The following is a 23338-nucleotide window of genomic DNA, read 5'->3' as shown; positions in this document are numbered from 1 at the left end:
TAATATGAAGAAATTGTATGAAGGCACACTAAAGAAAAACAATCAAATCGTAAATTTTTACGTTAGAACTCTAGACATTAAAGATCTTACTACTATTCTAGATGTTCAGCAGCAGGTTATCGAACATTTGCCAAACCCAGCCATTCTCTCTCCCCTTTCTAAAGAGGAGTATACGTATATTTTAGAAGGAAATGGCCTTATGATTGGGGCTTTTGATCAGGAGCAATTAATAGCCTTTCGGGCATTATTAGTACCTCCAATGGATGATGCCGATCATTTAGGTAAAGATATTGGTCTTGATGACAATGAACTTTCGAAAGTCATTTATCAGGAAATATCTAATGTCTTACCCGCATATAGAGGAAATAAGCTACAAAAGCTACTTGCTAATCTCATTATGCAAGAACTAGATCACTCGCACATTCCTTATCGATACATATGCTGTACCGTTGCTCCCTTCAACATGCCTAGTTTAATCGATAAGTTTTCACAAGGAATGAAAATAGTTGCATTAAAAGAAAAATATGGTGGAAAGCTCCGCTATATTTTTGTAAAAGACATAGAAGAACCTAACCAACAAAATTGGATTGAGCACATATCTATACCTATGGACGATATCAACGCTCAACAAGAAATGCTTTCAAAAGGTTTGATAGGAATTAAAATGGAGAATGTGGAAGGTAAAGCCTCCATTGTTTACGCTAAGCCTGCAATCATTTAGTGAAATTTCATAAAGAAAAAAGCGATAGGAGCTTGTAATCATTTCCTGATTACGAGCTCCTATTTTTATTTAACACCTTCAGTATGACTATCACATATATTCTATTTTCTCTTATTTTTTATTGACATTGATAATCGTTATCAATAAAATATAAAATTATATTAGAATAACTATTGGAGGATTAACATTTGGATATACCTATTATGATTCATAAAATCGCACTTGTTTTCACAATATTAGTAGGCTTCTTTTTATTATTCAAGAAAAATAGCATTTTACAAAAAACTCATTTTATCTTCGGAATAATAACAGTCGTTTCCATGATTATTTATTTATTTCGCAGTTCCTTTAGCACGACGGGATATAGCATTTATACCGGTCTTCTTATCATAGCTTTTCTTACACCAAAGGTATGGAAGCATAAAAAAGCATTTTATAGCCATATCTTATTTACTATATTAGCTATTACTTGGCTCATTCTGATACATCTTATCTAGATTAGGAGTTTACAACATGAAAAGAATTGGATTATTTCTATTAGCTTGGGTGGTTTTTGCCATTGGAATGATAGGAGTCATTCTCCCAATTCTCCCAACCACTCCATTCATTTTATTGGCTGCTTTCCTATTCGCCAAAAGCTCAAAGAAATGGGAGACATGGATTAAAAATAAAAAAGTATATAAAAAGTACGTGTTGTCCTATAAAAAGAACAACGGGTTAACGATTAAACAAAAAGCGGAAATACTGACTTCCGCTTATCTATTGCTGTTTATTAGTGGATGTCTAATGAATCATATTCATATTCGTCTTTTTCTTATCGCATTAGCAATTGTAAAATTTATTATCTTATGGAGGGTTATCCCTTCCATACAAGTGAAAGAGGTTACAGAATGATTCAAAAAGAAATGATGGTTTATGCCAAATTCTATTCATTGTTCAAAATTCTAGGGTGGATCACCGCTCTACAAATAATCAATTTGCTAGCAAATATCCTGATTGCAGTAGGAATAGCCGCAATCCTTTCAAAAATGTTTTCACAGCAAGCATTATCTATTAGTTCAAGCTTCTACCTTTTTGGAGTATTGATAGTAATCATAAAAGGTCTATGTCATTATTACTCTACAAAATTAACACATTATACATCACATGAATTGAAATATAAATTACGAAGAGAGTTATTAGAAAAGCTTCTATCTCTTTCACCTCAACAAATCACGCAGTTACAAATCAGTAAAATTAGTCAGTTAAGTGTTGAGGGAATTGAGAACATCGACATTTATTACAGCCGATATTTACCACAATTGTTTTATAGTCTTCTGGCTCCAATCCTACTTTTTATCACATTAGCGTTTATTCATTGGAAAATAACCCTATTCCTTTTAATAAGCATGTGTGCGATTCCAGTAGCAATTGTAGCGGCAGTCAAAATAGGAAAACAGATTTTCCATTCCTATTGGAATAAGTACTTAAATGTTGGGAAAAAGTTTGTTGAGGGCGTTCAAGGTCTCCATACTCTAAAAATGTACGATGGAGATCAAGAGTATCAACAACTGATGAACAAAGAATCAGAGGATTTTCGAGTTATGACTATGAAAGTACTACGTATGCAGCTTCAATCCATAACCATCATGGATCTGGTCTCTTATTTAGGAACAGCGGTAGGAATTGTCTTTACCATCATTGCTTACAGAAACGATCATTTAACTTTGTTCGGTTTTATTTGCTTTGCGATCTTAGCCGTGGAGTTTTTTGTACCGATGCGATTACTAGGTTCTTATTTTCATGTGGGTCTAAACGGTATGAGTGCCTTAAAGCTACTTACATCTATTTTAGAAATGAAAAGTGAAACAAGCAAAAAGCTTTCTACTGAACCGCTAGACGGTGAGATTCATATACAAGATGTTTCCTATACGTATCCTGACAAAAGCTCTAGCTTTACGCTGAATCCATGCACCTTTACCATTAAAAAAGGCGAATTGATTGGTATCGTAGGTCAATCCGGTTCTGGCAAAACTACTATAAGTCAGCTTTTGCAAGGTTTTATACAGCCATCTACAGGGACAATAACAATTGGTCATAAGAATATGAAAAACATTTCTCCAGAAGTCATCCATGAGTATATTGGTAGTGTGAGTAATCATTCACACATTTTTGAAGGAACGATATTCACAAATTTACAAATGGGCTGTTCAACATTAACAGAAAAACAAGCTATTGAGATGTTGCAATTCGTTAAACTACATGAATTTTGTGCTAAACTTCACGCTCCTGTCCAAAGTGAAGGAATAAATTTATCGAGCGGTCAACGTCAAAAGCTAGCTATCGCTAGAATGTTAGTAAAAAACCCATCTGTGATTATCTTTGATGAAGCAACAGCTAATATTGATCAACAAAGTGAATATGACATTTTTCAAATGATTAAGGACCTTCAGAAACAAGGAAAAACAATTATTGTGATTACACACTATCTCCCAAATATCATACATTCTGATGAGATTTTGGTCTTTAATCAAGGAAGTTTAGTAGAAATAGGAAAACATTATGAACTATTAATTAAAGAAGGGATTTATGCTCATCTATATAAAGAGCAACATTCTCTTGAGGTGAACGCGTCATGAAAGATTTAAAACAATTAGTTTCTATATTAAAGCCATTAGTTCCTCATATGATAGTAACCATTTTACTAGGAACATTGGGATATTTAGCGATTACAGCTATAAGTGTATTCGGCGGAATGGCCATTATTCAAATTGGAGGTTTTGCTGAATATGGCAGCATTTCGTTCCTTATGACGATCATCATCCTTTCCGGGATATTTCGAGCTATCTTTCGTCTTAGCGAGCAATATTGTACACATTATATAGCATTTCGATTATTAGCTATCATTCGAGATAAAATTTTTTCTATTACACGCTCATTGAGTCAAGGACAGCTAAAAAGATTCCAAAAGGGCGAGTTTATGAATATCGTAACAAAGGATGTCGAGCTTCTAGAAGTCTTTTATGCTCATACAATCGCACCTGTTTTCATAGGGATATTAACAACGATTGTTTACGTTAGTCTTTTTACTCTATTACATCCTTTATTTGGTGTAGTCGCATTACTCGCTTATGTAATGATTGCTTGGATCATTCCAAAAGCAGCCTATCGATTTGGTAAAGACGCTGCAGAATCCTATCGTAACCGATTTGGAATATTAAGCAACTTACTAATGGATTCTATGCGAGGCATAAAAGAGTTAATCATTTTTGGTTATCAAAAACAAACGGTAAATGGAATGGACCAACATAGCAAACAACTAAATAGCACGACTAAATCTTTGAAAAAACATGAAGGTATACTAAAAGCATTTACGGATTGTGCGCTATATGTAACTATTTTTATTCAAGTCATCCTATCTATTTATTTATATCGTAATCATTCTATTGATGGAGCAACAGCACTCCTTGCTCTTTTACTTTTGATTTCATCCTTTGGGCCAAGTCTAGCGCTATCACAGCTCAGTGCAAGCTTAGTGCATACATTTGCTAGTGCAAAACGCGTATTACAATTGCTCAATATTAAACCAGAGTTTGCGAATGAAGGTACTGAAAACATTGATGATATAAAAAGTATTTCTTTTCATAACGTGTCCTTTGGTTATGAAAATTCGGACATCCTATATCAACATGTCAATATGGAATGGAAAAAAGGAGAAATCGTTGGCATTAAAGGATCGAACGGTGTAGGGAAATCTACTTTAATTTCTCTTCTACTCCAAGATATACAACGTTCTACAGGTCAAATTTTGATCAATAATCAACCGATTGAAAGTTTTCAATCAGACCAAATACGTAATCAATTCAGTACAGTTGATGCTCACACGATTGTATTTTCAGATACATTCCGTAGAAATATAACGATGTTTAAGGAAAATTATCATGAAGATGAAATTATGGAGGCTTGTAAAAAAGCAGGCTTACTAGAATTTATATCCTCGCTCTCAAATGGTTTAGATACGTATATGCAAGAATATGCCGGTAATATATCAAGTGGTCAGCTTCAACGCATTGCCTTAGCTCGACTATTTCTAAAGAACTCACCTGTTTATATTTTGGATGAACCAACAAATAATTTAGACGTTATGAATGAAAAACATATTATAAAGACAATCCAAGAACATGCTAAAGATAAACTAGTGATTATTATTAGCCATAATGATTCCATGTTATCGATAGCTGATCGAATCTATCACATTAATCAACAAACTATTGAAATAGCTTAATAGACTGAGGCTGTCTCAAAAGGGATTTCCAATCACTTTTGGACGCCTCAATACTCTATAATTTATTCTTTTTTACGAACAGCATTGTTCACGGGTGTATTTTTACTTTCTTATAAAAGTTCATGTTACGCACGTTGTCATGCATCATTTTGTTGTATTCACTTTTGTTTCACCTACAACGAATAATTTCTTTCTAAAATACTCCTAAACTTTCTAGTAAAAGATAAACCCCCGTACTAATCAGCAACACATATGTAAAGATCCGAAAGACCTTTTGACTAATCCATGTAAAAAGGATTTGTCCAATATACAAACCAATACATACAACGGGAATAGCATACAGACTAGATTCCCATACTAACTTATTCGTCCCCGTAAAAATAATTTGAGTAATTAGGCTAATAAAATAAATAACAAGGAAGAATGCAAGAGTAGTAGCTCGAATCTTTTCTTTTTTTGCATTCGTACCTGTAAAATAAAGCAAAAGCGGTGGACCTGGCATCCCTATACTCGTTGTTAGAATGCCCGAAATACCTCCAACTATGAAATCTCTCGTATTTGTCGCCTTAATTTTAAACTGACAAATGAATAAGACCGTTAAGAGTAATAAAATAAGGCTGACTCCTAGTTTAATCGTATTAATATTCATCGTCATAAAGATTGCAACACCAAAAGGTACGCCGACAATACTTCCGATTGTTAGTCTTTTTAATAGCACCAAATCAATCTCTTTTCTGATCTTTCGTATTAAAGAAACGGATATGAGTAACGATAAAATAATAGTAATTTGTACCGCTTCTTCCGGTGAAAATAATAGCAGTAAAAAAGGCGTAGCCATAATCGAAAAGCCAAAGCCTGTGCTGGTTTGAAGTATCGATGCAACTAAGATAATAGTAAAAAAGAAGATATACGATCCCAAAATCCCCCTCCTCTATTGAACAACTTATGATTAAAATAGTTTAAACCATGCTCAATACACCAATTATATCCATTCCAGATTACAGCTTCAATGAACTGACATAATAAAAAGAGAAATCTCATAAGAAGACTTCTCTTTCTTTTCCAATGAAATTATGTACTTTTACTCATTCTTTTCTCTCGTTTCATCTGTGGTAATTGCGGCAGTACTAAAGCTAGTAAGATCAATAGCACACCAAGCCATTGAAGCAAGGACACCTCTTCTTTCAGCACGAACATTGATAGTAGTATAACAACTGGTAATTCTGCTGATCCAAGAATTGTTGCCAATCCAGTACCGATTTTTGGAACACCTGCTGCAAATAGAATCGGAGGAATGATCATTCCAAAAATGCCGAGCATAATTCCATACTTCCATAATCCTGTATAACTTTCTGCATGTGCGAGAAAAGTTGGTGGAAAAACAATGGTTATTGTGATTAATGCGCCTGTTCCGATATAATAGCCCTTTGTTAGACTTTGCATATTAGGTGAGATAACCCCATTAAAATAAATAGAAAAAGCGTAAGAAACAGCAGAAATTAGTCCTAAAACGACACCAACCATATTCCACTCTACGTGACTACCAATAAGCCCACCTGATAAAGCTGTTCCAATCAGGATGATGATAATTGTGATCACATGAATTCGACTTGGAAGCCTCTTATTGGTCAAAGAATCTAATAATAATCCTATCCAAGTAAATTGAAAAAGCAATATAATTCCGAGTGAGGCAGAAATGTGTGAAAGAGCCATATTATAGGTGATACCTGTTATAGCCGTTACGATTCCCGCTGCCATAAGCTGAAGTTTTTCTTTCTTAGTTGTAGATACACCTTTGATTAACATGATGATACTAAGCATGATCCAACCACAAATATATTGAGAAAAAACAACCTCTTGTGGCAGAAAACCTTCACCATAAGCAAATTTTACAATCGTTGAAAGAACACCGAAGCTACAGGAGCCAATTAAAACATATAATGCGTATTTCATATTTTTCCTCGTTTCTAGCTGTGTACCTTAATCATTCCATTAAGAGCTTTATATCATATGAATTATTCAATACCTATTTGAGATTATAACACTCTAAATCTAAAAATATAATGTTTTATATAGCCGTATTCTTGATCTTCCTTATAACAATCTTTCGATACATTCCATTCATCATGATAGGTGTATCCTCTTCTATACGTAATAGCTGATTGTTTTTTTGAAAGATGTCTTCAAATACCAAACTAATATCTGTTCCTAATACTTTAATAACTCCCTTCATTATCTTTTTTGAAATAGAAAGTCTTTGATTGACCGGAGCAAATTTATTGAAAATAATAATCTTCCCCTGTGGTTTAACCACTCTAGTCATTTCCTGTAGGCATCGCTCTGGATTTGGAACCACTGATAAAATCAGACTAGCAACAATTATATCAAAATCTTCATCCTCAAATGTTAGATTTTGCGCATCCATTTCTTGAAACACAATTGATTTTTTATGATATTTAGCTTTTGCTTTATTAAGCATGTCTTTCGAAAAATCTATGGCCGTTATGTTTAAGTTATGATGCAGAACCATTTCAATATCCGCTCCCGTTCCCACTCCTACAAATAAGATCTTTTGCCCTTCTTGAAAAGAAATATTTTGAAAGACACTCTCCCTAGCCTTCAAGAAGGCACCCGTATTAAAAAAATAATCATAAAATGGTGACCAAATTTTATAAATGACTTTATTCCATGAATTAATTAATCATTCTACTTCACCTCATCTAGCCTTTTAGATTCGAAAAATGCCTATGCACTATCTGTATGCAGTTTTCCATTAAAATCCACACCTATTATATAATATATGTGCATATTAACATATATTATATAATTTGTATTCATGAAATAAGCATTTACACTTCTATCTGATTTTCATAATAATTAGTGAATACAAAAAAGAAGTAAGGAATCCATTCCTTACTTCAACTTATGAAAACTTAATCATGAGCTACCTGTAAACTTTTCACCTCTCCAACAAATTCCGATTCTGGTCTAAAAATAACATTATTTTCTGATTGCTCTAAGATATGAGCCGTCCAGCCTACAAATCTACTTGCTGTAAAGGTTGGAGTAAATAACTCTTTTTCTAAATTTATAGCTTTCATAATAGCTGCTGCATAAAATTCTACATTTGTATATAATTTTCTCCCTGGTTTTAGTTCACCAAGTAGCTTCGTTCCTATCTTCTCCACTTCCATGGCAAGATCTAACCATGGATCTTCTCCTGAAAATTCCTTCAATTTATTTTTTAAAGCTACTGATCTTGGATCAATCGTTTTATATACTCGATGTCCAAAGCCCATCAAACGCTCTCCACGTAAAATTTTCTCCCTTAAAGTTGCTTCTATATCGTCCGTATGAGAAACTTCATTCAATAATTGAATGACTTCTGATGGTGCTCCACCATGAAGTGGCCCTTTCATCGTACCAATGGCGGATGTTAGTGCCGAAACGATATCGGATTCCGTAGAAACGGTTACTCTTGCTGAAAAAGTCGATGCATTCATGCCATGCTCCATTGTTAATATCATATATGTTTCCAAAGCATTAATATGTGCTGATGAAGGAATAACACCATTTAACATGTACAAATAATTTGCAACATGATTCAAATTTGGATGTGGCTTCACAAATTCCTTCCCATCTATATATCTTTTTCGATAGGCAATAATGATGGGAGCTACAGCCGTAAGTTTCATGGCTTGCTCAACCGTTGGCTTCCATCCATAAAAGTTCAAACCTAATGCTGAAATAGCTGTTCGTAATACAGCCATAATTTCCATGTCTTTAGGAAGCTGAGTAATTAATGACTCAATATACTCTGGTAAAACACGATTTGCCTTCAACAATTTCTTTAATTCACTTAGCTGAGATTCATCCGGAAATTCGCCGTACCATAATAAATATGCGATTTCTTCAAACGATTTTTTCCCAACAATTTCTCCAATTTCATAGCCTCTATATAATAAAATTCCCTTATCTCCATCAACATGACCGATCTCTGTTCCAACCGCAACTACACCCTTTAAGCCGTGGTGAATCATTTCCAACTCCCCCTTTTGTATTTATCTATAATCATATATAATTTATTTAATTAAGAAAATTAAATAAATTTAAATTAATAGATTAATATTTTTAATTAAAGGAGAATCATCATGGAATTCAGCTGGATTCAAACGTTTTTAACGGCAGCGAAATGTGGGAATTTCAAAAGAACCTCTGAAATTTTATTCATTTCACAGCCCTCGGTGACAGTTCATATTCAAAACCTTGAGAAGGAATTAGGTGTTCATTTATTTCAAAAGGAAGGTAGGAGGGTCAAGCTTACAGAAGAAGGGAAGAGATATGTATCTCATGCTGAACAGCTAATGAAGGTATATCAACAAGGCTTAGAAGACTTACAAACCTTTAGTCAAGGTTATACCAGTAAGCTTACTTTAGCTATTTCTCCTTTAAATGCTGATACAATCCTGCCCTCGGTATTAAAGAAATTCATGAAGCTGCATCCGCATGTAGAGCTTTCCGTTAAGGTACTCGATTCAGAAGATATTGAACAAGCTGTACTACGTGAAAAAATTGATTTAGGAATCTCTTGCTTACCAGCAACTGATTCAAATTTGTTTTGTCAGTTTTTACACACTGATGATGTCAAGCTCATTGCTCCACATGATGGTTTATGCTCAGAATCTGGACCTCCACTAGATGAAGAAGAAGTGCTAACTTCAAACATTCTTTTAACCGATAACCATCCTGTCTATTGGGATCATCTGAACAGGATGGTTAAGCATCATTTTCCGAACACAAGGATGATGAAGGTGTCCCAAATTAATATAACGAAACGATTTATCGCCGAGGGGCTAGGCATCTCCTTTTTACCTGAATCCACCGTTCGACGTGAAATTTTAGAGGGGCGATTAATGGAGGTTCCTTGTCCTACCATTAAACTTCCACAAGCAAGTACGTATGTTGTTCTGAAATATGAACATACGATGCAAAAGCAGCTCATGAAATTTCTACAGCAGTTTAAAATGTAAAACACTTAAAAATCCTGAAGGTGTTTGGAGTAACCCAAACACCCTCAGGATTACATTTCTGTTATTGTAAAGAAATATATAAATCAATGGTCTGATTATTCATATCGGTAGAATCATTATGATACACCTCAAAATCATAATCATAGGCTCTAGGTAAATCCATCGACCATATTTTTTCCCATGCTTCCCCAACAGCTGTTTGCATATGTCCAACTACTGTAAACTTTGCATATGTACCACTAGGAATTGTGACATATTGGATTCCATCGATTCCTATTGGGCTCTTCACTTCAATACCCGCTAAAAAATCATAAGGCTTGGATGCATCACCTTCATAGTTACTATATACCCCGTAGGCTAACGCATTTACTTGATTAGGAATGCGCTCCATCCACTTTTCTTCAATAAATGTTTGCCAAGTAATCCCGATATCCTGCATAGATTTCCCATTTTTATTTGTTGTACGAATACCAATACCTGCTATCACTTTTTGTTCGATATTAACTGTTGTATATTCCATCGTAAGCACCAACCTTTCGTTTGATATAAAGATAACAAATAAAAGCTGACATCTATCTGTCAGCTTTTATAAATTTCTTTGATTTTTTTTATTTCCATTTGAAGCATGTCAATTAATTCAAGTGGTTCAATAATTTTCACTTTATCCCCAAAGCTTAAAAGAAATGGAATGATATCAAAATCATATTCATATGTAATTTGTACTTTCACATAATCTTCCGTTACTTCTTTAATCTCTTGCTTACTAAAATAATCGTATAATAATCCCAATCTACTTTTATCAAAATGGAGAACTACATTCATTGGAGGCTTCTTATCCTCCATAGGAAGATCTAGACTTTTAGTAAGAGGAGTCGTTACTTTCTTTGCTTCTATCACTTGAAGATCTTGCATTCTCGTAAGTTTAAACATTCTATCGCTTTGTCTTAAGTGACAATAGCCCTCTACATACCAGCTACCATTTTGCAAAAGCATGGTATTAGGTCGCACTGTTCGCCTCGTCATTTCACCTTTATAGCTAACATATGAAAAAACAAGATCAAACCCTTGATCAATAGCTTCAAGTATACTTTCCATCCGATTTTTCACTTCTACATCAATTTCAGGACGGTTAACCGAAGGACTAGATAATCGAATGGGTATAGGAGAAATATTAGTTGATAATTGCTCAATTTTCCCTTGTAATTCTTCAATAGGCTTACTTTCCAACAATTGCATTCGATTATCCAAGCTATGATAAAGTAATTGCTTTTCTTCTTCACTAAAAGTAAAAACAGACATTTTATAGGAGTCTACTAATCCATATCCTCCCCCTTTTCCACTAAAAGTAACAATTGGTATACCTGCCATCATTAATGATTCCATATCACGATAAATCGTCCGCTTCGTTACCTCAAAACGCTCGGCTAAAAAATCTGCTGTTATACGCTCTTCCTTCAATAATAATAGTAATATCGATAATAATCTTTCTAGTTTCATCCATACTCCTCAACTATTTATGATTTTTGATATTTTTCTTTTATTATAAAGGAACAAAGGATGAAGAAATCTCTAAAATATAAAAAGTTTCTAAGATTCAAGATAAATGAAATGCTAAAATGGAAACATGAGGGCTAGTAAAGGGAGAGGTCTTTATTTGAAGAAAGTCATATTGATAGTTGTTACACTTTTACTTTTAGGAGGCTGTAAATCAACAGCAACCCTTCACAATTCTGCTTTTGAAGAAAAGATAAATGAAATAATAAAAGAAAATCGTTCAAAGGAAATCGACATAAATAATTTGGTAGATTTCACATGGGATCGTGCCTACATTTTTCCACCTTACACCACACAAGAGAGTATCAATAAAGAGCTAGGCATTTCCTTTAAAGATCCTAGTGACATTGAAGTGAGAGATGATATTCATTTAATCGTTTTTAAACACGATAACAAGGTAGTCCAATATGCAGAGATCTTACGTAGGTATGGCGATCTTGTAGCTAAACATCTAGACAGGATTACTCCTTCAGATTCCATTATTTTAATTAGAAGAAATTAGAATCGAAAGGTCTATGTATTGTAACCCTTTCGATTCTATTTAACATTCCTTACATCTCAAATCTTACTTTTCACCATTTTTTTCATAAGAGTACGAATATTTCATAATTCTATTCCAGAAGTATTTCGTATTATCGCCGATTTTATTTAACTCTCTTTAACCTGCTTATTCGTTTTCCACTCTAAACCCTGAGTTACACACCCCATACTAATGATTAAAATAATCACGTAAAAAGTATTATTTAACCAAGACGGGACAGGTAGTGGGTATTATTGTGGACGCATTCTACATAATCACTCGGAAGTGTATTCCCTATCTGATTTCCCACCTCATTTATATATTCTTCGGAAACTGGTTCATCCGTAGATTGGATTGTAGTTCTTTGACTAATGAAGTAGGATCGATGACATTATTTAATGTGTTAAACATCTACATTCAGGAGTTAATCGAGGTGGAATAGCCTCTCGACATAGTAATCGTTCTATATACGTCAAAGTTGCGAAAAAGTTTAATTAGTAGTAAAAAACATAGATTGGTTATTGGAGAGTTTGTAATGATAGTAACTAATAATAATATGGTATTTACTGAGATGAAAAAACGTGAATTAGGGTATATATTTTGTAGTTGTTGTACGTACTGAATAATTTGGTTAGAGATCTTGTAGGGCTTTCAATAGTTATATCTATTCTCATAATTAAGGCAATTTTATTCGGCACTAGATAGCCCCATAATAAAAAATAAAAATGACCTTGTTTAAGCTTAAAACAAGGTCATCTTCATATTAAAAATCTTCTTCCCATGCTTCTTTAGCATCCAATAACCTTTGTGATAAAAACTCATAAAAGTCATTTGCAGTATTGTAGTCATCAAGCCCACCTTGTCTATTCCACGCTATAACTGGGCACTCATTATTCTCCATATTACTTGTAGCTAAACAATAAGCATACTCCCCAATATCTTCTATAACAACTAAATTTCTATCCATCCCCAAATCTCTATAACTCTTCGTTTCAATAACAACAGAAGCAATATTCGACTTAGCAACTCCTAAAATATCAACTCCAAATAACCCACCAGATCCATAATTAGTTAAAAACCACTTATAGCTTTCAGGTAATTCTAACTCTAGTGTATCTTGAACATAATCAATCTGTTTTTCATTCGCTCCGCCAGTAAAGTCATCTGATTCCATATTTCTCTTAATAAAATTTGTTAGTTCATCTTTATTCATTCAAAATCCTCCTTTTATAATTCGTCTTTATCTATTTGTTTAGCTCTCCATCTCCAATATTTCGCCCTAAAGTTTTCATATTGCTTTTTTAAAACAGGATCATTTCTAAAACTTCCACCATTCTCCACTAGCCCATGCAAGATCTTATCATATTCCTTATGCATACTACTTGGGAGCTCTACCATTGATCCTGGCTCTCTTTGAATTAAATGATGAAGTTCTATTTTAGTCCCATCTTTCCAAATTGGCGTTTTTCCACTTTTCATTAATTGGTAATTTGTCTTACCAGTCATAGGGTCGACTCTCTTATAATCAATATCTAACCTTTGAAAAACCCTTCTACTAATATCCCTCACTTCACCATCAACTTTGGTTGTCCCGTTATATTCTACAGCCTTATAGTTTTTATATTCTTTATTTTATATTCTTTACCAGTACCCTTAGATAGCTTAGAAGGTACTCCTTTAACTAGTTTGCCTAATTTATCAATATTCCCTGGTCCCCATGGTAGTTCACCTTTTAGAATCACAGGCTCTTCCATTTCAATATCTTTAATATACTCAAAATCAGCAAAAGATTGCTCTTTCTCTTTTACTACAGCAGGAGCTGCATCCTTCACTTTCCCCGCCATCTGCACAATGGTTTCCTCGCTTCTTTCATCGTTTCACCGATGGTTTTCGTGAAAGCCATGCCGTTTGTGGTGGCGAGACTTGGGGTGGTTACTGGTAAATCGGCCACTTTTTTGACTAAATCTTTGAATACAGAAGTACCTTTTTGAATGCCTGTTTGGATGTAGTCGTCATAGAAACCCTTCGCCAATGATTTCACTTTATCAGGATTAAAGACATTCTTCACTTTCGAAAGCTGCTTCATGCCTGCTTTTCCTAATTTTGAAACACCTTTAACAATCGGACCACCGAAGATTGCGGCCAACGCGATTCCCCGTTCCACATTGCTAAGTTCTCTTCCAGTAATGATGTCCTCTCCGACGCTTGCCTCTATGGCGCCTTTTATGTTGGAGATGCCCGGAACGATGTCAAGAATGGTGGATAACGCTGCTGAACCAGATTCCTTGACACCACCGATTCGTTCTTCCGGAATGCTGTCGGCATACTCATACTTGTAGACCCCCGTCGGGCTAAAGTATTGCCGCAAAATCCTGCCATCACCTAATGTATAGTAATGGCCACTAATGGTACTGACTTCGTTCATACCATTGTATTCGTCAATCACTTCGACAGAATCCTTCGCATGACGCATCAACGCTTCTGCTTCTCGAGCACTCATATCAAATAATTCAAATATACTAGGTATATATGGAATAGATGATTGATATACAACTAGGATTGTACAAGATAGAATCTATTGTGAACAATGTCCGTTTGGAGCTTAAAAAAGGAGGGATACGTATTCTATAGTATCTTTAAGTACAAACTAGTGCATCAAACGAATTATAAATTGAGGGAAGGATGAGGGTTAATTATTTGTTTAACATACATGAAATCAAAAAAACTTGAAAGGCGTAAAAACATTCAAGTTTTTTTGATTATCGTTCTTTAATCAGCTAGTAAATCCAAGTAATATTTATCATTTTCTTCTATCTTTCTTAAAAATTCTTCAAGAGAAGTCGCAATTTGAATATCATAATAGTAAACTGCACTTCTATTATTTTCATTCAATTCTATAGACATTAAAGCCGATTCACTGCCTTCAAAAAATATTAGTTTGTTATTCTTAAATTCAGCATAGATTTCTATGTCGGGATAAAATTCAAAATCATTAACTCTTAATCGAAAATCTCTTACTGAATATGGGTCCATAATACGATTAATAGTAAACTCTGAACCTTTAATAAATCCGTAGCCAACCTCTATATAAAAATTAACTAACTCTTTAGGAAATTTCAAATCAAGTTCCTTCTCAACCTCCTTTATTTCGTTTTCAGTCACTGGATAAAAACTATTTTCTTGATTTGCCTTAATGAATTCATAGCTCATTATTTTTTACCTCCTTTAAATAGTGTATTTGCTGGTGAACCTGCTCCATGAATACTAGCTTGATGATCATTTGGGAATTTTGCAGGATGCATATTCCACCATTCATGTTCTCCGCCAAAAGTATTTTCAATTATATGATGAGCATCATACTTATCTCCTTGTTTCCTAATTATTTTACCTGTTTTTTCTGAAATAACATTTTCATTATACATAGGCCACTTTTGCCCAGTATTTTCTTCCCACTCTTTAATTACTTTATTTTTTACTTTATCAAATTCTGCCCTATGCTTAGCTGTTTCTATTGGTGACATTTTTTTATATTCCTTATTTCTTAAGGCTTCCTTCAACTTCTCTATTTGGTTTTTAGGTAACTCTCTGCCTGTTCGCCCTTCTATATCTCTAATATATTTTTTTATTAAATCAGAATCTATTTTATTACCCGTACCCTTCACTTTCCCCGCCATCTGCACAATCGTTTCTTTCGCTTCCGTCATTGATTCGCCGATGGTCTTGGTGAAAGGCATGCCGTTTGCGGTGGCAAGATTCGGACTCATTGGCATCGGCAGATTGGCTATTTTCTTCACCAAACCGTTGACAGCGGAATAGCCTGCCTGAATGCCTTTCTTGATGTAGTCGTCGTAAAGATCCTTCGCAAATGTTATCGCTTTGTCGGGATTTAAGACATTCTTTACTTTCGACAGCTGGCTCATGGCTACTTTTCCAAATTTCAGAGAACCTTTAACAATCGGACCACCGAAGATTGCGGCCAACGCGATTCCCCGTTCCACATTGCTAAGTTCTCTTCCAGTAATGATGTCCTCTCCGACGCTTGCCTCTATGGCGCCTTTTATGTTGGAGATGCCCGGAACGATGTCAAGAATGGTGGATAACGCTGCTGAACCAGATTCCTTGACACCACCGATTCGTTCTTCCGGAATGCTGTCGGCATACTCATACTTGTAGACCCTCGTCGGGCTAAAGTATTGCCGTAAAATCCTGCCGTCCGGCAATGTATAGTATTTCCCGTCTATACCGCTCACTTCGTTGATGCCCTTGTATTCATCAATGACTTGTCTTTCATCAACCGCTTGATGGATGAGCGCTCTTGATGGATGAGCGCTTCCGCTTCTCTAGCGCTGATTAATGGTTCCACTTTAGGATTCGGGTTGCTTTTTAAGTAATTCAAATAAAAATTATCCCAGGCACTCAATTTGTTCAACGTTGCAGTAGAGTAAGTGAACAAAGATAATTGAGGCTGAAATACATCCTGACTGTAGAAGATGGATTCTATCGATGACACGGAGCCATTTCGTGCTTGAAAGAGTGTCGAGACTAGTTGAACATATTGTACCATGGCTTGCACATTATTTTCCAAAGGTAGTAAGGCGGATGTTTGCTGTTGATCGTAGGTGTGAAGTTGACCAATCGTTAAATCTCTTTTCTGATCGGCCTGCGTAATTCCTTGAAGGACATAAGAATCATCCAGTTTAGGGAGAGACACAATATCTGATACACCTGACATAATCGAATTGGCCTCTTCTGTTAAAGACATGGTTCTTTCCTTTATCATTTTCAAGCCGTCAGAAACCTCATACTCTAAAAAACTTTCCCTGATAAAACCTTTATTGTTCGGCTCCAACAAATCTAGGTTAAGCTTCATTTGTGACAAGGTTTCTATGTATTCTCCATAAAACGACAATAGTTCCTTTAAAAAAGGAAGATGATACGACTCGTAAAATCCCCTGATTGCTTGCCCTCCCTCTCCTTTAAAAGAGTCTTGTAAATCAATGATTCCCTGTATACTTTGTTCAATTTGTTGTAACTGTTTTTCCTGTATGTTTAGGTCGTTCTTTACTTTATCAATTCCAGATTGCAATATGTTTACTTCTAATACCTTCAATTGACAACACCCCTTTTACGTACCGATCATGACCGCTACCTGTTTCTCATCCCATTTGTAAAATATCCTAAAGAAAGAGAAAGCAACGGCTACTTTCTCTTTCTTATTTCGCTATTTATCTTAAAAACATTTATTTTCTATTCAACAACAAATTAAAATCACCCAAAAAATGACATCATAAAAACCATAACAAGTTATATACTTCATTACTATCGTCAATCTGTCGCTTTTTTTTATGAAATACGCTTCAACGAACAGTAAAGTCATCATACTTTTAGGCTATTCAACAAAGCATCAACTAGTAAATCGTTAACCGTTCTTTTTAACTAATGATCTTCTGTAGTTAACATTTACGCAGGAAAAAATAAAAAACCAACCACAAAGGCTGGCTCAAGACTAAAATATGCTCTTTTTAAACCGGCGTCTTCTTCTCTTCTTTCGCAAAGAAGCTCTTCATCGCATAAAACACATCTGTCTTCTGCTTCAAGATATAATGATAAAACTTGTCATGCTTGATGTTTTTGTAGGCACTCATGAGTGTTGAGTGGCGATTATATTGGTTGACTTGGCGAGGATATACCCTACTTGTAAGTGCCCACCTTTAAGAATATGGTCTTTGTCATTCTCATATGAAAAGACAGACCAAGTAGTAAAAAGTGTGTTCTTTTTATTTCTGAACCACTGGAACTAATCTCATAAGTCTGCTTAACATCCTATAATATAGGATTCAAATAATGGCCGAATTAATTATTAAAAATGTTTAAAACATAAAAACTTTGAAAGACGTATAGCCAATCAAAGTCACAAAACAATGATTTTCTTACTTGTATAAATATTATCAGCTAAAAGTTCGTTATGGTTAGTCAACTAAGTTCAATTAACAAATTTTAACACCCATAAAAAGATCTATACTAGAGATTTCACTACAAAAGAGTTGTTTCAAATGCATTACTTAACATAAAATCAAAACTTTCAAATGACTGAATTAAAGTTCCGGAGGGTTTATCGAGTTCTACATATACATTCTCTTTTTGGTCATAGCAATACCATGCTGTATCAGAATCTCCAAAAAATACATATTGCTTTTGCCAATCATTTTCATACCAGATCTCATTTGTCTCAATAAAACCATGGATGTCTTCATCTACTTCCTTATCAAGTAGAATTTTATCCACACCATAGATTACTAATCCATTAAAGTCTAACCCATTCATTTTCTTCAAAAATTCAATATATGACTCAGGTAATACAATATTCCCTAATTTCTGCTGAATACTATGATTCATTTTTTTAATTTCTATATCTGATACTGGATTTCTAAGATAACTTCCATATTTTTCTTCAATCTTTTCTATTTCTACCAATAAGTCTTTCCATTGGGTCATATCTACTCTTCCCTTCTTTTAAAAGGTTTTGCTGGGTAAACATCATCCTCAAACATTGGCCAATTTATCGTTTTACTTTGTTTTGGGGCTAATCCTCTTGTTAAAGAGATTTGTTCATAGTAACCGCTTTATGATAAGGATCGTTCTTTATCAATACTAAGTTAGTAAAATCATTTGTACCACCATCATCTAAAGGTAAATTGTGATGCACTTGCCACCCTTTAGGGTTAAGTCCATCTTTCATTCTAGCAATATCATCTTCACCTAAACTAGCTTTTCTGAGATATTTAACTCTTACAGGATCGTTAGCAAATTCTTTAAGGAATTTTTTCCTGATAGAACTATTAAATTCCTTTCTAAGTTTAGCTGTATCTTCTGGAAGTCTTTTAGTGTAAATAATTTCTTCTACCTTTACACCTTTTAAATGAATTTTTTCTCCTTTTAACGTTCCTATAAAGTAATTATCATTTTCACCATTCCCCTTCCCTTTCCCCGCCATCTGCACAATGGTTTCTTTCGCTTCTTTCATCGTTTCACCGATGGTTTTAGTAAAAACCATGCCGTTTGTGGTGACGAGACTTGGGTTGAATTGAGGCACTGGTATATCAGCCACTTTTTTGACTAAATCTTTGAATACAGAAGTTCCCTTTTTAATGCCTTTTTGAATATAGTCGTCATAGAAACCCTTCGCCAGTGATTTCGCTTTATCCGGATGAAAGACATTCTTTACTTTCGGCAACTGCTTCATGGCTGTTTTTCCTACTAATTTCGCCCCTTTGACGATTGGCCCACCAAATATGGCAGCCACTAATACCGCTCGCTCTACATTGCCAATTTCTCTTCCCGTAATAAAATCTTTCCCACTAAATGCTTCTATTGCTGCTTTGATATTCGATAGAATCGGAATAAAGTCAAGAATGAAGGAAACGACTTCTGAACCGACTTCCTTCGCCTCACCTATTCGATCTTCTGGTATACTCTCCACGTACTCATACTTGTAAGCACCCGTTGCATTATAGTATTGACAAAAAATTTTGGCATTTCCTAACAAATGCACAAAAAGTTAAGGTATTTGAGTCCCACTCAATACAAACTAAAACACTAAAAAAATTAATTAGTTTTTTGTTGCCATTCATTTTGTATTTGTTTTATAAATAGTTAATAACAGTAATCCAATGTCGTCTAAAGTTTAAATTTTTCACAAAAAAGAAACCTTGAAAGGCTGTTCATAGCCAATCAAGGTCCATTGATTTTTACTTCTTCTACCAATTAAGCCTAATCCTCAATTAAATCTATATAATATTCATTATTATTGAGAAACTTTTCAAAAAAATCCTCTAACGATTCAGCTATTTGAATATCGAAATAATATATTGGATTATTAACTAATTGTAAATCTAATGAAATATAAACACCCTCGTTTACTTCAAAAAAAATAAGTTTATCTTCATCGTCAAAAAGTTCATCTAAATCTGGGTCAAATTCAAAAACACCTTCTCTTAATCTAATATCTGCTACAGCCCCTGGTCCCAATATTCTATTTATTGCATTAGCACTTTGACCTTTAATAAAACCATAACCAACTTCTAAATATAACTGTTTTAAATCATTTGGAAAACTGATGTCCATTCTTTGTTCAGCTTTTAAAATATCATCTTCAGATACCTTGTAAGTTTTATTTCCTAGTTCATTAATAAATTCAAAATCAGCCATATGCTATTTTACCTCCTTGGAAATAGTTTACCTGATGGAGCTCCCTTTCCATGTATCCCTGCTTGGTGTTCGTTAGGATATTTTGCCGGATGAATATTCCACCACTCATGAGGACCACCAAAGTTGTTCTCTATGATATGATGGGCATCATACGGTTGACCAATACTCCGAGCAACCTCTCCATTCTTATCAAGCACTTCTTCTGTATATCTCGGCCACTTTTGGTTGGTTTTTCCTTCCCATTCTGCAATCAATTTATCTTTCAAGCTCGATGTAAATTTGCTTCTATGCTTAGCTGTCTCTTTTGGTGTCAATTTTTCATAGTTTTTGTTTCTCAAGGTTTCTTTTATAAGATGAATCTGCTCTTTATTAACCTTCCGTCCAGTTTTAGCCTCTATATCCCTCAGATAAGCTTTTGCTAAATCCTTATTAAGTTTACCCGTACCCTTAGGAATATCTGAAAATGTACTTTATAAAAGGATGGCAGTTTGTTCAACCGCCACCCTTATGATTAACTAGCTATTGATTTAGGTTGATCTGGCATAATATAAGCCATTTTATTTTTCATCATACCATAGATAATTCTGACTAATCTTCTCATAATGCAAAGAAGGGCTTGTGACTTTGACTTCCCTTCACTTAGCTTACGGTTATAGTAAGCATAAAAGACAGGGTTTCGAGGTATTTTACTACCTTTACTAACTTGGACTTGTTGGACAGATAGGTTGTAAAAGATGTCATATAGCTTTCTATTACCTTGTTTTGTTTTCTTCATCGTTTCCTTACCGCCCGAACCCATCTTAATAGGGGCAATTCCTGCGTATCTTGCGAGTTTGTCTGAATTGGCAAAACGATGAATGTCACCGATTTCTGCAATCAAAGCGGAGGAAGTAACAGTATCTATCCCTGGCATAGTTTCAAGCTGCATACCTAACGTTAGAATGGTAACCTTTAACTCTTTATCTACCTTCTTGATTTCCTGCTTTTTAAAACGAATATCTCGCACTATACTTTGAATGATAAAGTCTCTAGATGTCTGATATTCTCGTTTTACTTCTCCATCAGCTTGGACAAATGATAGTATCTGTTCTGCTTTCCTAGTTGAACAAGCATTACTACTGGCTTCTAATAGAAATGCTCTCAATCCCTCTACTGTTTCCCCCTCCAAATGAGATGGTGAAGGATAACTTTCCCAAAATGCTAGAGCAGTTTTGCCATCAACTTCTGAAAAGAAATCCTTATAGCTTGGATAATGATAGTTTAATTGCATATGCAGTTGGTTTTTCAAGGCTGTTTGTGCTTTCACTAAAGCTTTTCTTCTACCAACAAGTTGAGCAATTATCCAATGAATATCAGATGGTGTAGCGTCAGGTAAATACGGTAATTTACGAATTAAAACATCTGCCACACATTGAGCGTCCCAACTATCATTCTTTTCTGTCATGGCATAGCTATTCCGCTCTGCATTGGATAAAGAGGAATTAACGAATTTTACAATGTAGCCTTGTTCAATCAGATACAACGCTAAATCTCGTCCATAACCACCCACATCTTCTAATCCAAATACAGGGGTCAAATCTTCTGTAAGATACCTGTTTACATATTCTAATAAACTAGGAAAGATGGAAGGCTTATTTTGAAATGTCATTTCCCCTAACTTCTCAAACCAACAATCCACTATCACCGCTGTATGTTGGAACTTGTGTAAATCTAATCCTATATAAATATGCTTAACTCGTTTCATGAGAAAACCTCACCCCTATTTTAGATTTTAACGGTAAAAAGTTAGACAGAGAATGTCGGCAACCTTAGGTCTCAGCGTTAGTCTGTTAAGACTCGCAAGGGTACGAAAGCCTATCCATTCTCTATCTGTTAAACGTTATAAAATGGCTTGATGTTTGCCATTTGCTGTTATGTCTCCATAGCGGTACAACCCACTATAAAACGCTTTTCTATCTAAAATCCGTTTGATCTGGACTTTCGTAAACAACTTTCCTTGTTTCGTTCTGTGTCCTTCTTCATTCAATCGTTCTGCAATTTGTGTTAATGTCCATGAAGGATACTGTTCCTTTAGGTCAAACACTCTCTGTACGGTTTTTGCTTGTCTATCATCTATGACAAGACTTTTCTTACCTTTCTCCACTTTGTAGCCTAATGCAATATTTCCTCCTGCATAGCCGCCCTGTTGGGCTTTCTTGTTTCGTCCTCTCCCTAGCTTTAACGAGATTTCTAATCGTTGATATTGGTCTAATAACTCCATTAAGCCATTGATTAAAAAATCGCTAGGGTCTTTCTTGTGGATACTGTATTGCGGTTGTTCAATACTCCGAATGTCCACTCCATACTTTTTCATTTCTCGATGAACTAACACTTTCACAATGTCTGACCGCCATAAACGGCTTGTGTTCAGCGTAACAACATAATCCACCTCATGGTGGGTGAGATACTCCAACATCTCCTGAAAGCCTATTCTGTCCACTTCTAACGCTTCTTCATCGACTTTAGCCCCACTGATACCCTCGTCTTTAAACAAGCGTAAAAGCGTGTATCCTTGAGCCTGACAATATGCCTTAATTTCATCTTCTTGGTAAGCAAGGCTGTATCCATCCTTTGCTTGTCCTTGTGTAGATACACGGATATATCCAATAACATTCATGGTATTTTCCCCCTCCGTTACGCTAATTAAGATTAACGTAACGCTTAGCCGCTATATTCATTATAAATCCATTGTATGCGGCTTTAGCGATACATTCAACCCCTTTACCGATACAAGTTTATTGTGTATCGTAAAAGTAATATAAACAGAGAAAGGGAAATATCATGCCAATTTCAATCAAACTAAAGGAAATCCTAAAAGAACGTGACCTTTCACAGCGTGAATTAGCACGAATGACAGGGCTGCGCCCTAATACAATTAGCCATCTTTGTTCAGACAACGTAGACAGGGTTTATCTATCAACATTAGAAACGGTATGCAAAGTGTTAGACATCGACATTCAGGAGTTAATCGAGGTGGAGTAGCCTCTTGCTGTAGTAATCGT

General features: G+C 34.9%; 25 protein-coding genes and 3 pseudogenes. 7 read left to right on the top strand and 21 right to left on the bottom strand.

Going from position 1 to position 23338, the window contains the following annotated elements; genetic code table 11:
* Window positions 1–4: 4 nt before the first annotated feature.
* The 4 genes from BN349_RS03435 to BN349_RS03415 all read left to right on the top strand — a co-directional run bounded on the left by BN349_RS03435 (window position 5) and on the right by BN349_RS03415 (window position 4985).
* The gene (locus BN349_RS03435) at window positions 5–721 is read left to right on the top strand and encodes a hypothetical protein (protein ID WP_019240880.1); all 717 of its coding nucleotides are present in this window, start codon (window positions 5–7) and stop codon (window positions 719–721) included.
* A gap of 513 nt (window positions 722–1234) precedes the next feature.
* Window positions 1235–1615 carry a YbaN family protein gene (locus BN349_RS03425; RefSeq protein ID WP_019240878.1) on the top strand — a complete coding sequence of 127 codons (381 nt, stop codon included), beginning with the start codon at window positions 1235–1237 and terminating at the stop codon, window positions 1613–1615.
* On the top strand, window positions 1612–3339 hold the full coding sequence (locus tag BN349_RS23230; protein ID WP_019240877.1) for an ABC transporter ATP-binding protein/permease: 1728 nt from the start codon (window positions 1612–1614) through the stop codon (window positions 3337–3339). Before BN349_RS03425 ends, BN349_RS23230 begins: the two co-directional genes overlap by 4 nt.
* A complete protein-coding gene (locus BN349_RS03415; protein WP_019240876.1) occupies window positions 3336–4985 on the top strand; it encodes an amino acid ABC transporter ATP-binding/permease protein in 1650 nt (549 codons plus the stop codon). Before BN349_RS23230 ends, BN349_RS03415 begins: the two co-directional genes overlap by 4 nt.
* A 193-nt stretch (window positions 4986–5178) precedes the next feature.
* Here BN349_RS03415 and BN349_RS03410 read toward each other — a convergent pair whose 3' ends face one another.
* From BN349_RS03410 to BN349_RS03395, 4 genes are all read right to left on the bottom strand, one after another.
* Window positions 5179–5904 (bottom strand): sulfite exporter TauE/SafE family protein, encoded by a 726-nt coding sequence (locus BN349_RS03410; RefSeq protein WP_019240875.1) that lies wholly within the window; start codon window positions 5902–5904, stop codon window positions 5179–5181.
* 152 nt (window positions 5905–6056) lie between these two features.
* A complete protein-coding gene (locus tag BN349_RS03405; RefSeq protein WP_019240874.1) occupies window positions 6057–6938 on the bottom strand; it encodes a DMT family transporter in 882 nt (293 codons plus the stop codon).
* 115 nt (window positions 6939–7053) lie between these two features.
* Window positions 7054–7662, bottom strand: coding sequence for a class I SAM-dependent methyltransferase (locus BN349_RS03400; protein ID WP_425457755.1), 609 nt, complete (start codon window positions 7660–7662; stop codon window positions 7054–7056).
* Between the two features lie 256 nt (window positions 7663–7918).
* Complete coding sequence (locus tag BN349_RS03395; protein ID WP_019240872.1) at window positions 7919–9025, bottom strand: citrate synthase/methylcitrate synthase; 1107 nt, start codon at window positions 9023–9025, stop codon at window positions 7919–7921.
* A gap of 111 nt (window positions 9026–9136) precedes the next feature.
* Between BN349_RS03395 and BN349_RS03390 the strand changes: the two genes are divergently transcribed.
* Entirely contained in the window at window positions 9137–10015 is an 879-nt protein-coding gene (locus tag BN349_RS03390; RefSeq protein WP_019240871.1) for a LysR family transcriptional regulator, read from the top strand.
* Window positions 10016–10076: 61 nt separating this feature from the next.
* On the opposite strand, the gene BN349_RS03385 is transcribed toward BN349_RS03390, so the two are convergent.
* Together BN349_RS03385 and BN349_RS03380 are read right to left on the bottom strand one after the other, a co-directional pair.
* On the bottom strand, window positions 10077–10535 hold the full coding sequence (locus BN349_RS03385; protein WP_019240870.1) for a GyrI-like domain-containing protein: 459 nt from the start codon (window positions 10533–10535) through the stop codon (window positions 10077–10079).
* 59 nt (window positions 10536–10594) lie between these two features.
* Window positions 10595–11512, bottom strand: coding sequence for a helix-turn-helix transcriptional regulator (locus BN349_RS03380; RefSeq protein WP_019240869.1), 918 nt, complete (start codon window positions 11510–11512; stop codon window positions 10595–10597).
* Between the two features lie 157 nt (window positions 11513–11669).
* On the opposite strand from BN349_RS03380, the gene BN349_RS03375 reads away from it, so the two are divergent.
* Complete coding sequence (locus BN349_RS03375; protein WP_019240868.1) at window positions 11670–12071, top strand: hypothetical protein; 402 nt, start codon at window positions 11670–11672, stop codon at window positions 12069–12071.
* 781 nt (window positions 12072–12852) lie between these two features.
* Here the strand turns inward: BN349_RS03375 and BN349_RS03370 are convergent.
* The 15 genes and pseudogenes from BN349_RS03370 to BN349_RS03315 all read right to left on the bottom strand — a co-directional run bounded on the left by BN349_RS03370 (window position 12853) and on the right by BN349_RS03315 (window position 22953).
* Window positions 12853–13302 carry an SMI1/KNR4 family protein gene (locus BN349_RS03370; protein ID WP_019240867.1) on the bottom strand — a complete coding sequence of 150 codons (450 nt, stop codon included), beginning with the start codon at window positions 13300–13302 and terminating at the stop codon, window positions 12853–12855.
* A gap of 14 nt (window positions 13303–13316) precedes the next feature.
* Window positions 13317–13595: an HNH/ENDO VII family nuclease gene (locus BN349_RS26260; RefSeq protein ID WP_019240866.1), complete on the bottom strand. Its 279-nt coding sequence runs from the start codon at window positions 13593–13595 to the stop codon at window positions 13317–13319.
* A 95-nt stretch (window positions 13596–13690) separates the two neighbouring features.
* Window positions 13691–13933, bottom strand: a complete 243-nt coding sequence (locus BN349_RS26255) for a hypothetical protein (RefSeq protein ID WP_232423510.1) — start codon at window positions 13931–13933, stop codon at window positions 13691–13693.
* Window positions 13918–14589 carry a pre-toxin TG domain-containing protein gene (locus tag BN349_RS03360; protein WP_081591161.1) on the bottom strand — a complete coding sequence of 224 codons (672 nt, stop codon included), beginning with the start codon at window positions 14587–14589 and terminating at the stop codon, window positions 13918–13920. The genes BN349_RS26255 and BN349_RS03360 overlap by 16 nt, the downstream gene beginning before the upstream one ends.
* A 269-nt stretch (window positions 14590–14858) precedes the next feature.
* Window positions 14859–15299: an SMI1/KNR4 family protein gene (locus BN349_RS03355; protein ID WP_019240863.1), complete on the bottom strand. Its 441-nt coding sequence runs from the start codon at window positions 15297–15299 to the stop codon at window positions 14859–14861.
* A pseudogene (locus BN349_RS26820) lies at window positions 15299–15877 on the bottom strand (LXG family T7SS effector ribonuclease toxin YxiD); the annotation flags it as partial. The gene BN349_RS03355 and the pseudogene BN349_RS26820, both read right to left, overlap by 1 nt.
* A 147-nt stretch (window positions 15878–16024) precedes the next feature.
* Window positions 16025–16339: pseudogene (locus BN349_RS26815) on the bottom strand (pre-toxin TG domain-containing protein); the annotation flags it as partial.
* Window positions 16336–17199: an LXG domain-containing protein gene (locus tag BN349_RS23215; protein WP_019240861.1), complete on the bottom strand. Its 864-nt coding sequence runs from the start codon at window positions 17197–17199 to the stop codon at window positions 16336–16338. The gene BN349_RS23215 and the pseudogene BN349_RS26815, both read right to left, overlap by 4 nt.
* A 412-nt stretch (window positions 17200–17611) precedes the next feature.
* Window positions 17612–17767, bottom strand: a pseudogene (locus BN349_RS26240) (sporulation protein YhbH); the annotation flags it as partial.
* A gap of 355 nt (window positions 17768–18122) precedes the next feature.
* Window positions 18123–18584: a YrhA family protein gene (locus BN349_RS03340; protein WP_019240860.1), complete on the bottom strand. Its 462-nt coding sequence runs from the start codon at window positions 18582–18584 to the stop codon at window positions 18123–18125.
* Window positions 18585–18684: 100 nt separating this feature from the next.
* Window positions 18685–19569, bottom strand: coding sequence for a pre-toxin TG domain-containing protein (locus BN349_RS26235; RefSeq protein WP_222860262.1), 885 nt, complete (start codon window positions 19567–19569; stop codon window positions 18685–18687).
* 290 nt (window positions 19570–19859) lie between these two features.
* A complete protein-coding gene (locus tag BN349_RS03330) occupies window positions 19860–20297 on the bottom strand; it encodes an SMI1/KNR4 family protein (protein WP_019240858.1) in 438 nt (145 codons plus the stop codon).
* Between the two features lie 8 nt (window positions 20298–20305).
* Window positions 20306–20635 (bottom strand): hypothetical protein, encoded by a 330-nt coding sequence (locus BN349_RS23205; protein WP_019240857.1) that lies wholly within the window; start codon window positions 20633–20635, stop codon window positions 20306–20308.
* A gap of 173 nt (window positions 20636–20808) precedes the next feature.
* Window positions 20809–22041, bottom strand: coding sequence for an IS110 family transposase (locus BN349_RS03320; protein ID WP_019240856.1), 1233 nt, complete (start codon window positions 22039–22041; stop codon window positions 20809–20811).
* A gap of 135 nt (window positions 22042–22176) precedes the next feature.
* The gene (locus BN349_RS03315) at window positions 22177–22953 is read right to left on the bottom strand and encodes a recombinase family protein (RefSeq protein WP_019240855.1); all 777 of its coding nucleotides are present in this window, start codon (window positions 22951–22953) and stop codon (window positions 22177–22179) included.
* A 164-nt stretch (window positions 22954–23117) separates the two neighbouring features.
* Here BN349_RS03315 and BN349_RS25205 point away from each other — a divergent pair, with 164 nt between their 5' ends.
* On the top strand, window positions 23118–23318 hold the full coding sequence (locus tag BN349_RS25205; protein ID WP_026089141.1) for a helix-turn-helix domain-containing protein: 201 nt from the start codon (window positions 23118–23120) through the stop codon (window positions 23316–23318).
* The last annotated feature ends 20 nt before the right edge of the window (window positions 23319–23338 follow it).

Source organism: Bacillus sp. AP8, assembly GCF_000321185.1.
Taxonomy (GTDB): domain Bacteria; phylum Bacillota; class Bacilli; order Bacillales; family DSM-1321; genus Bacillus_AD; species Bacillus_AD massilioanorexius.
Note: the sequence above shows the minus strand (reverse complement) of the source record. Positions and strands in the feature narration are given on the sequence as shown.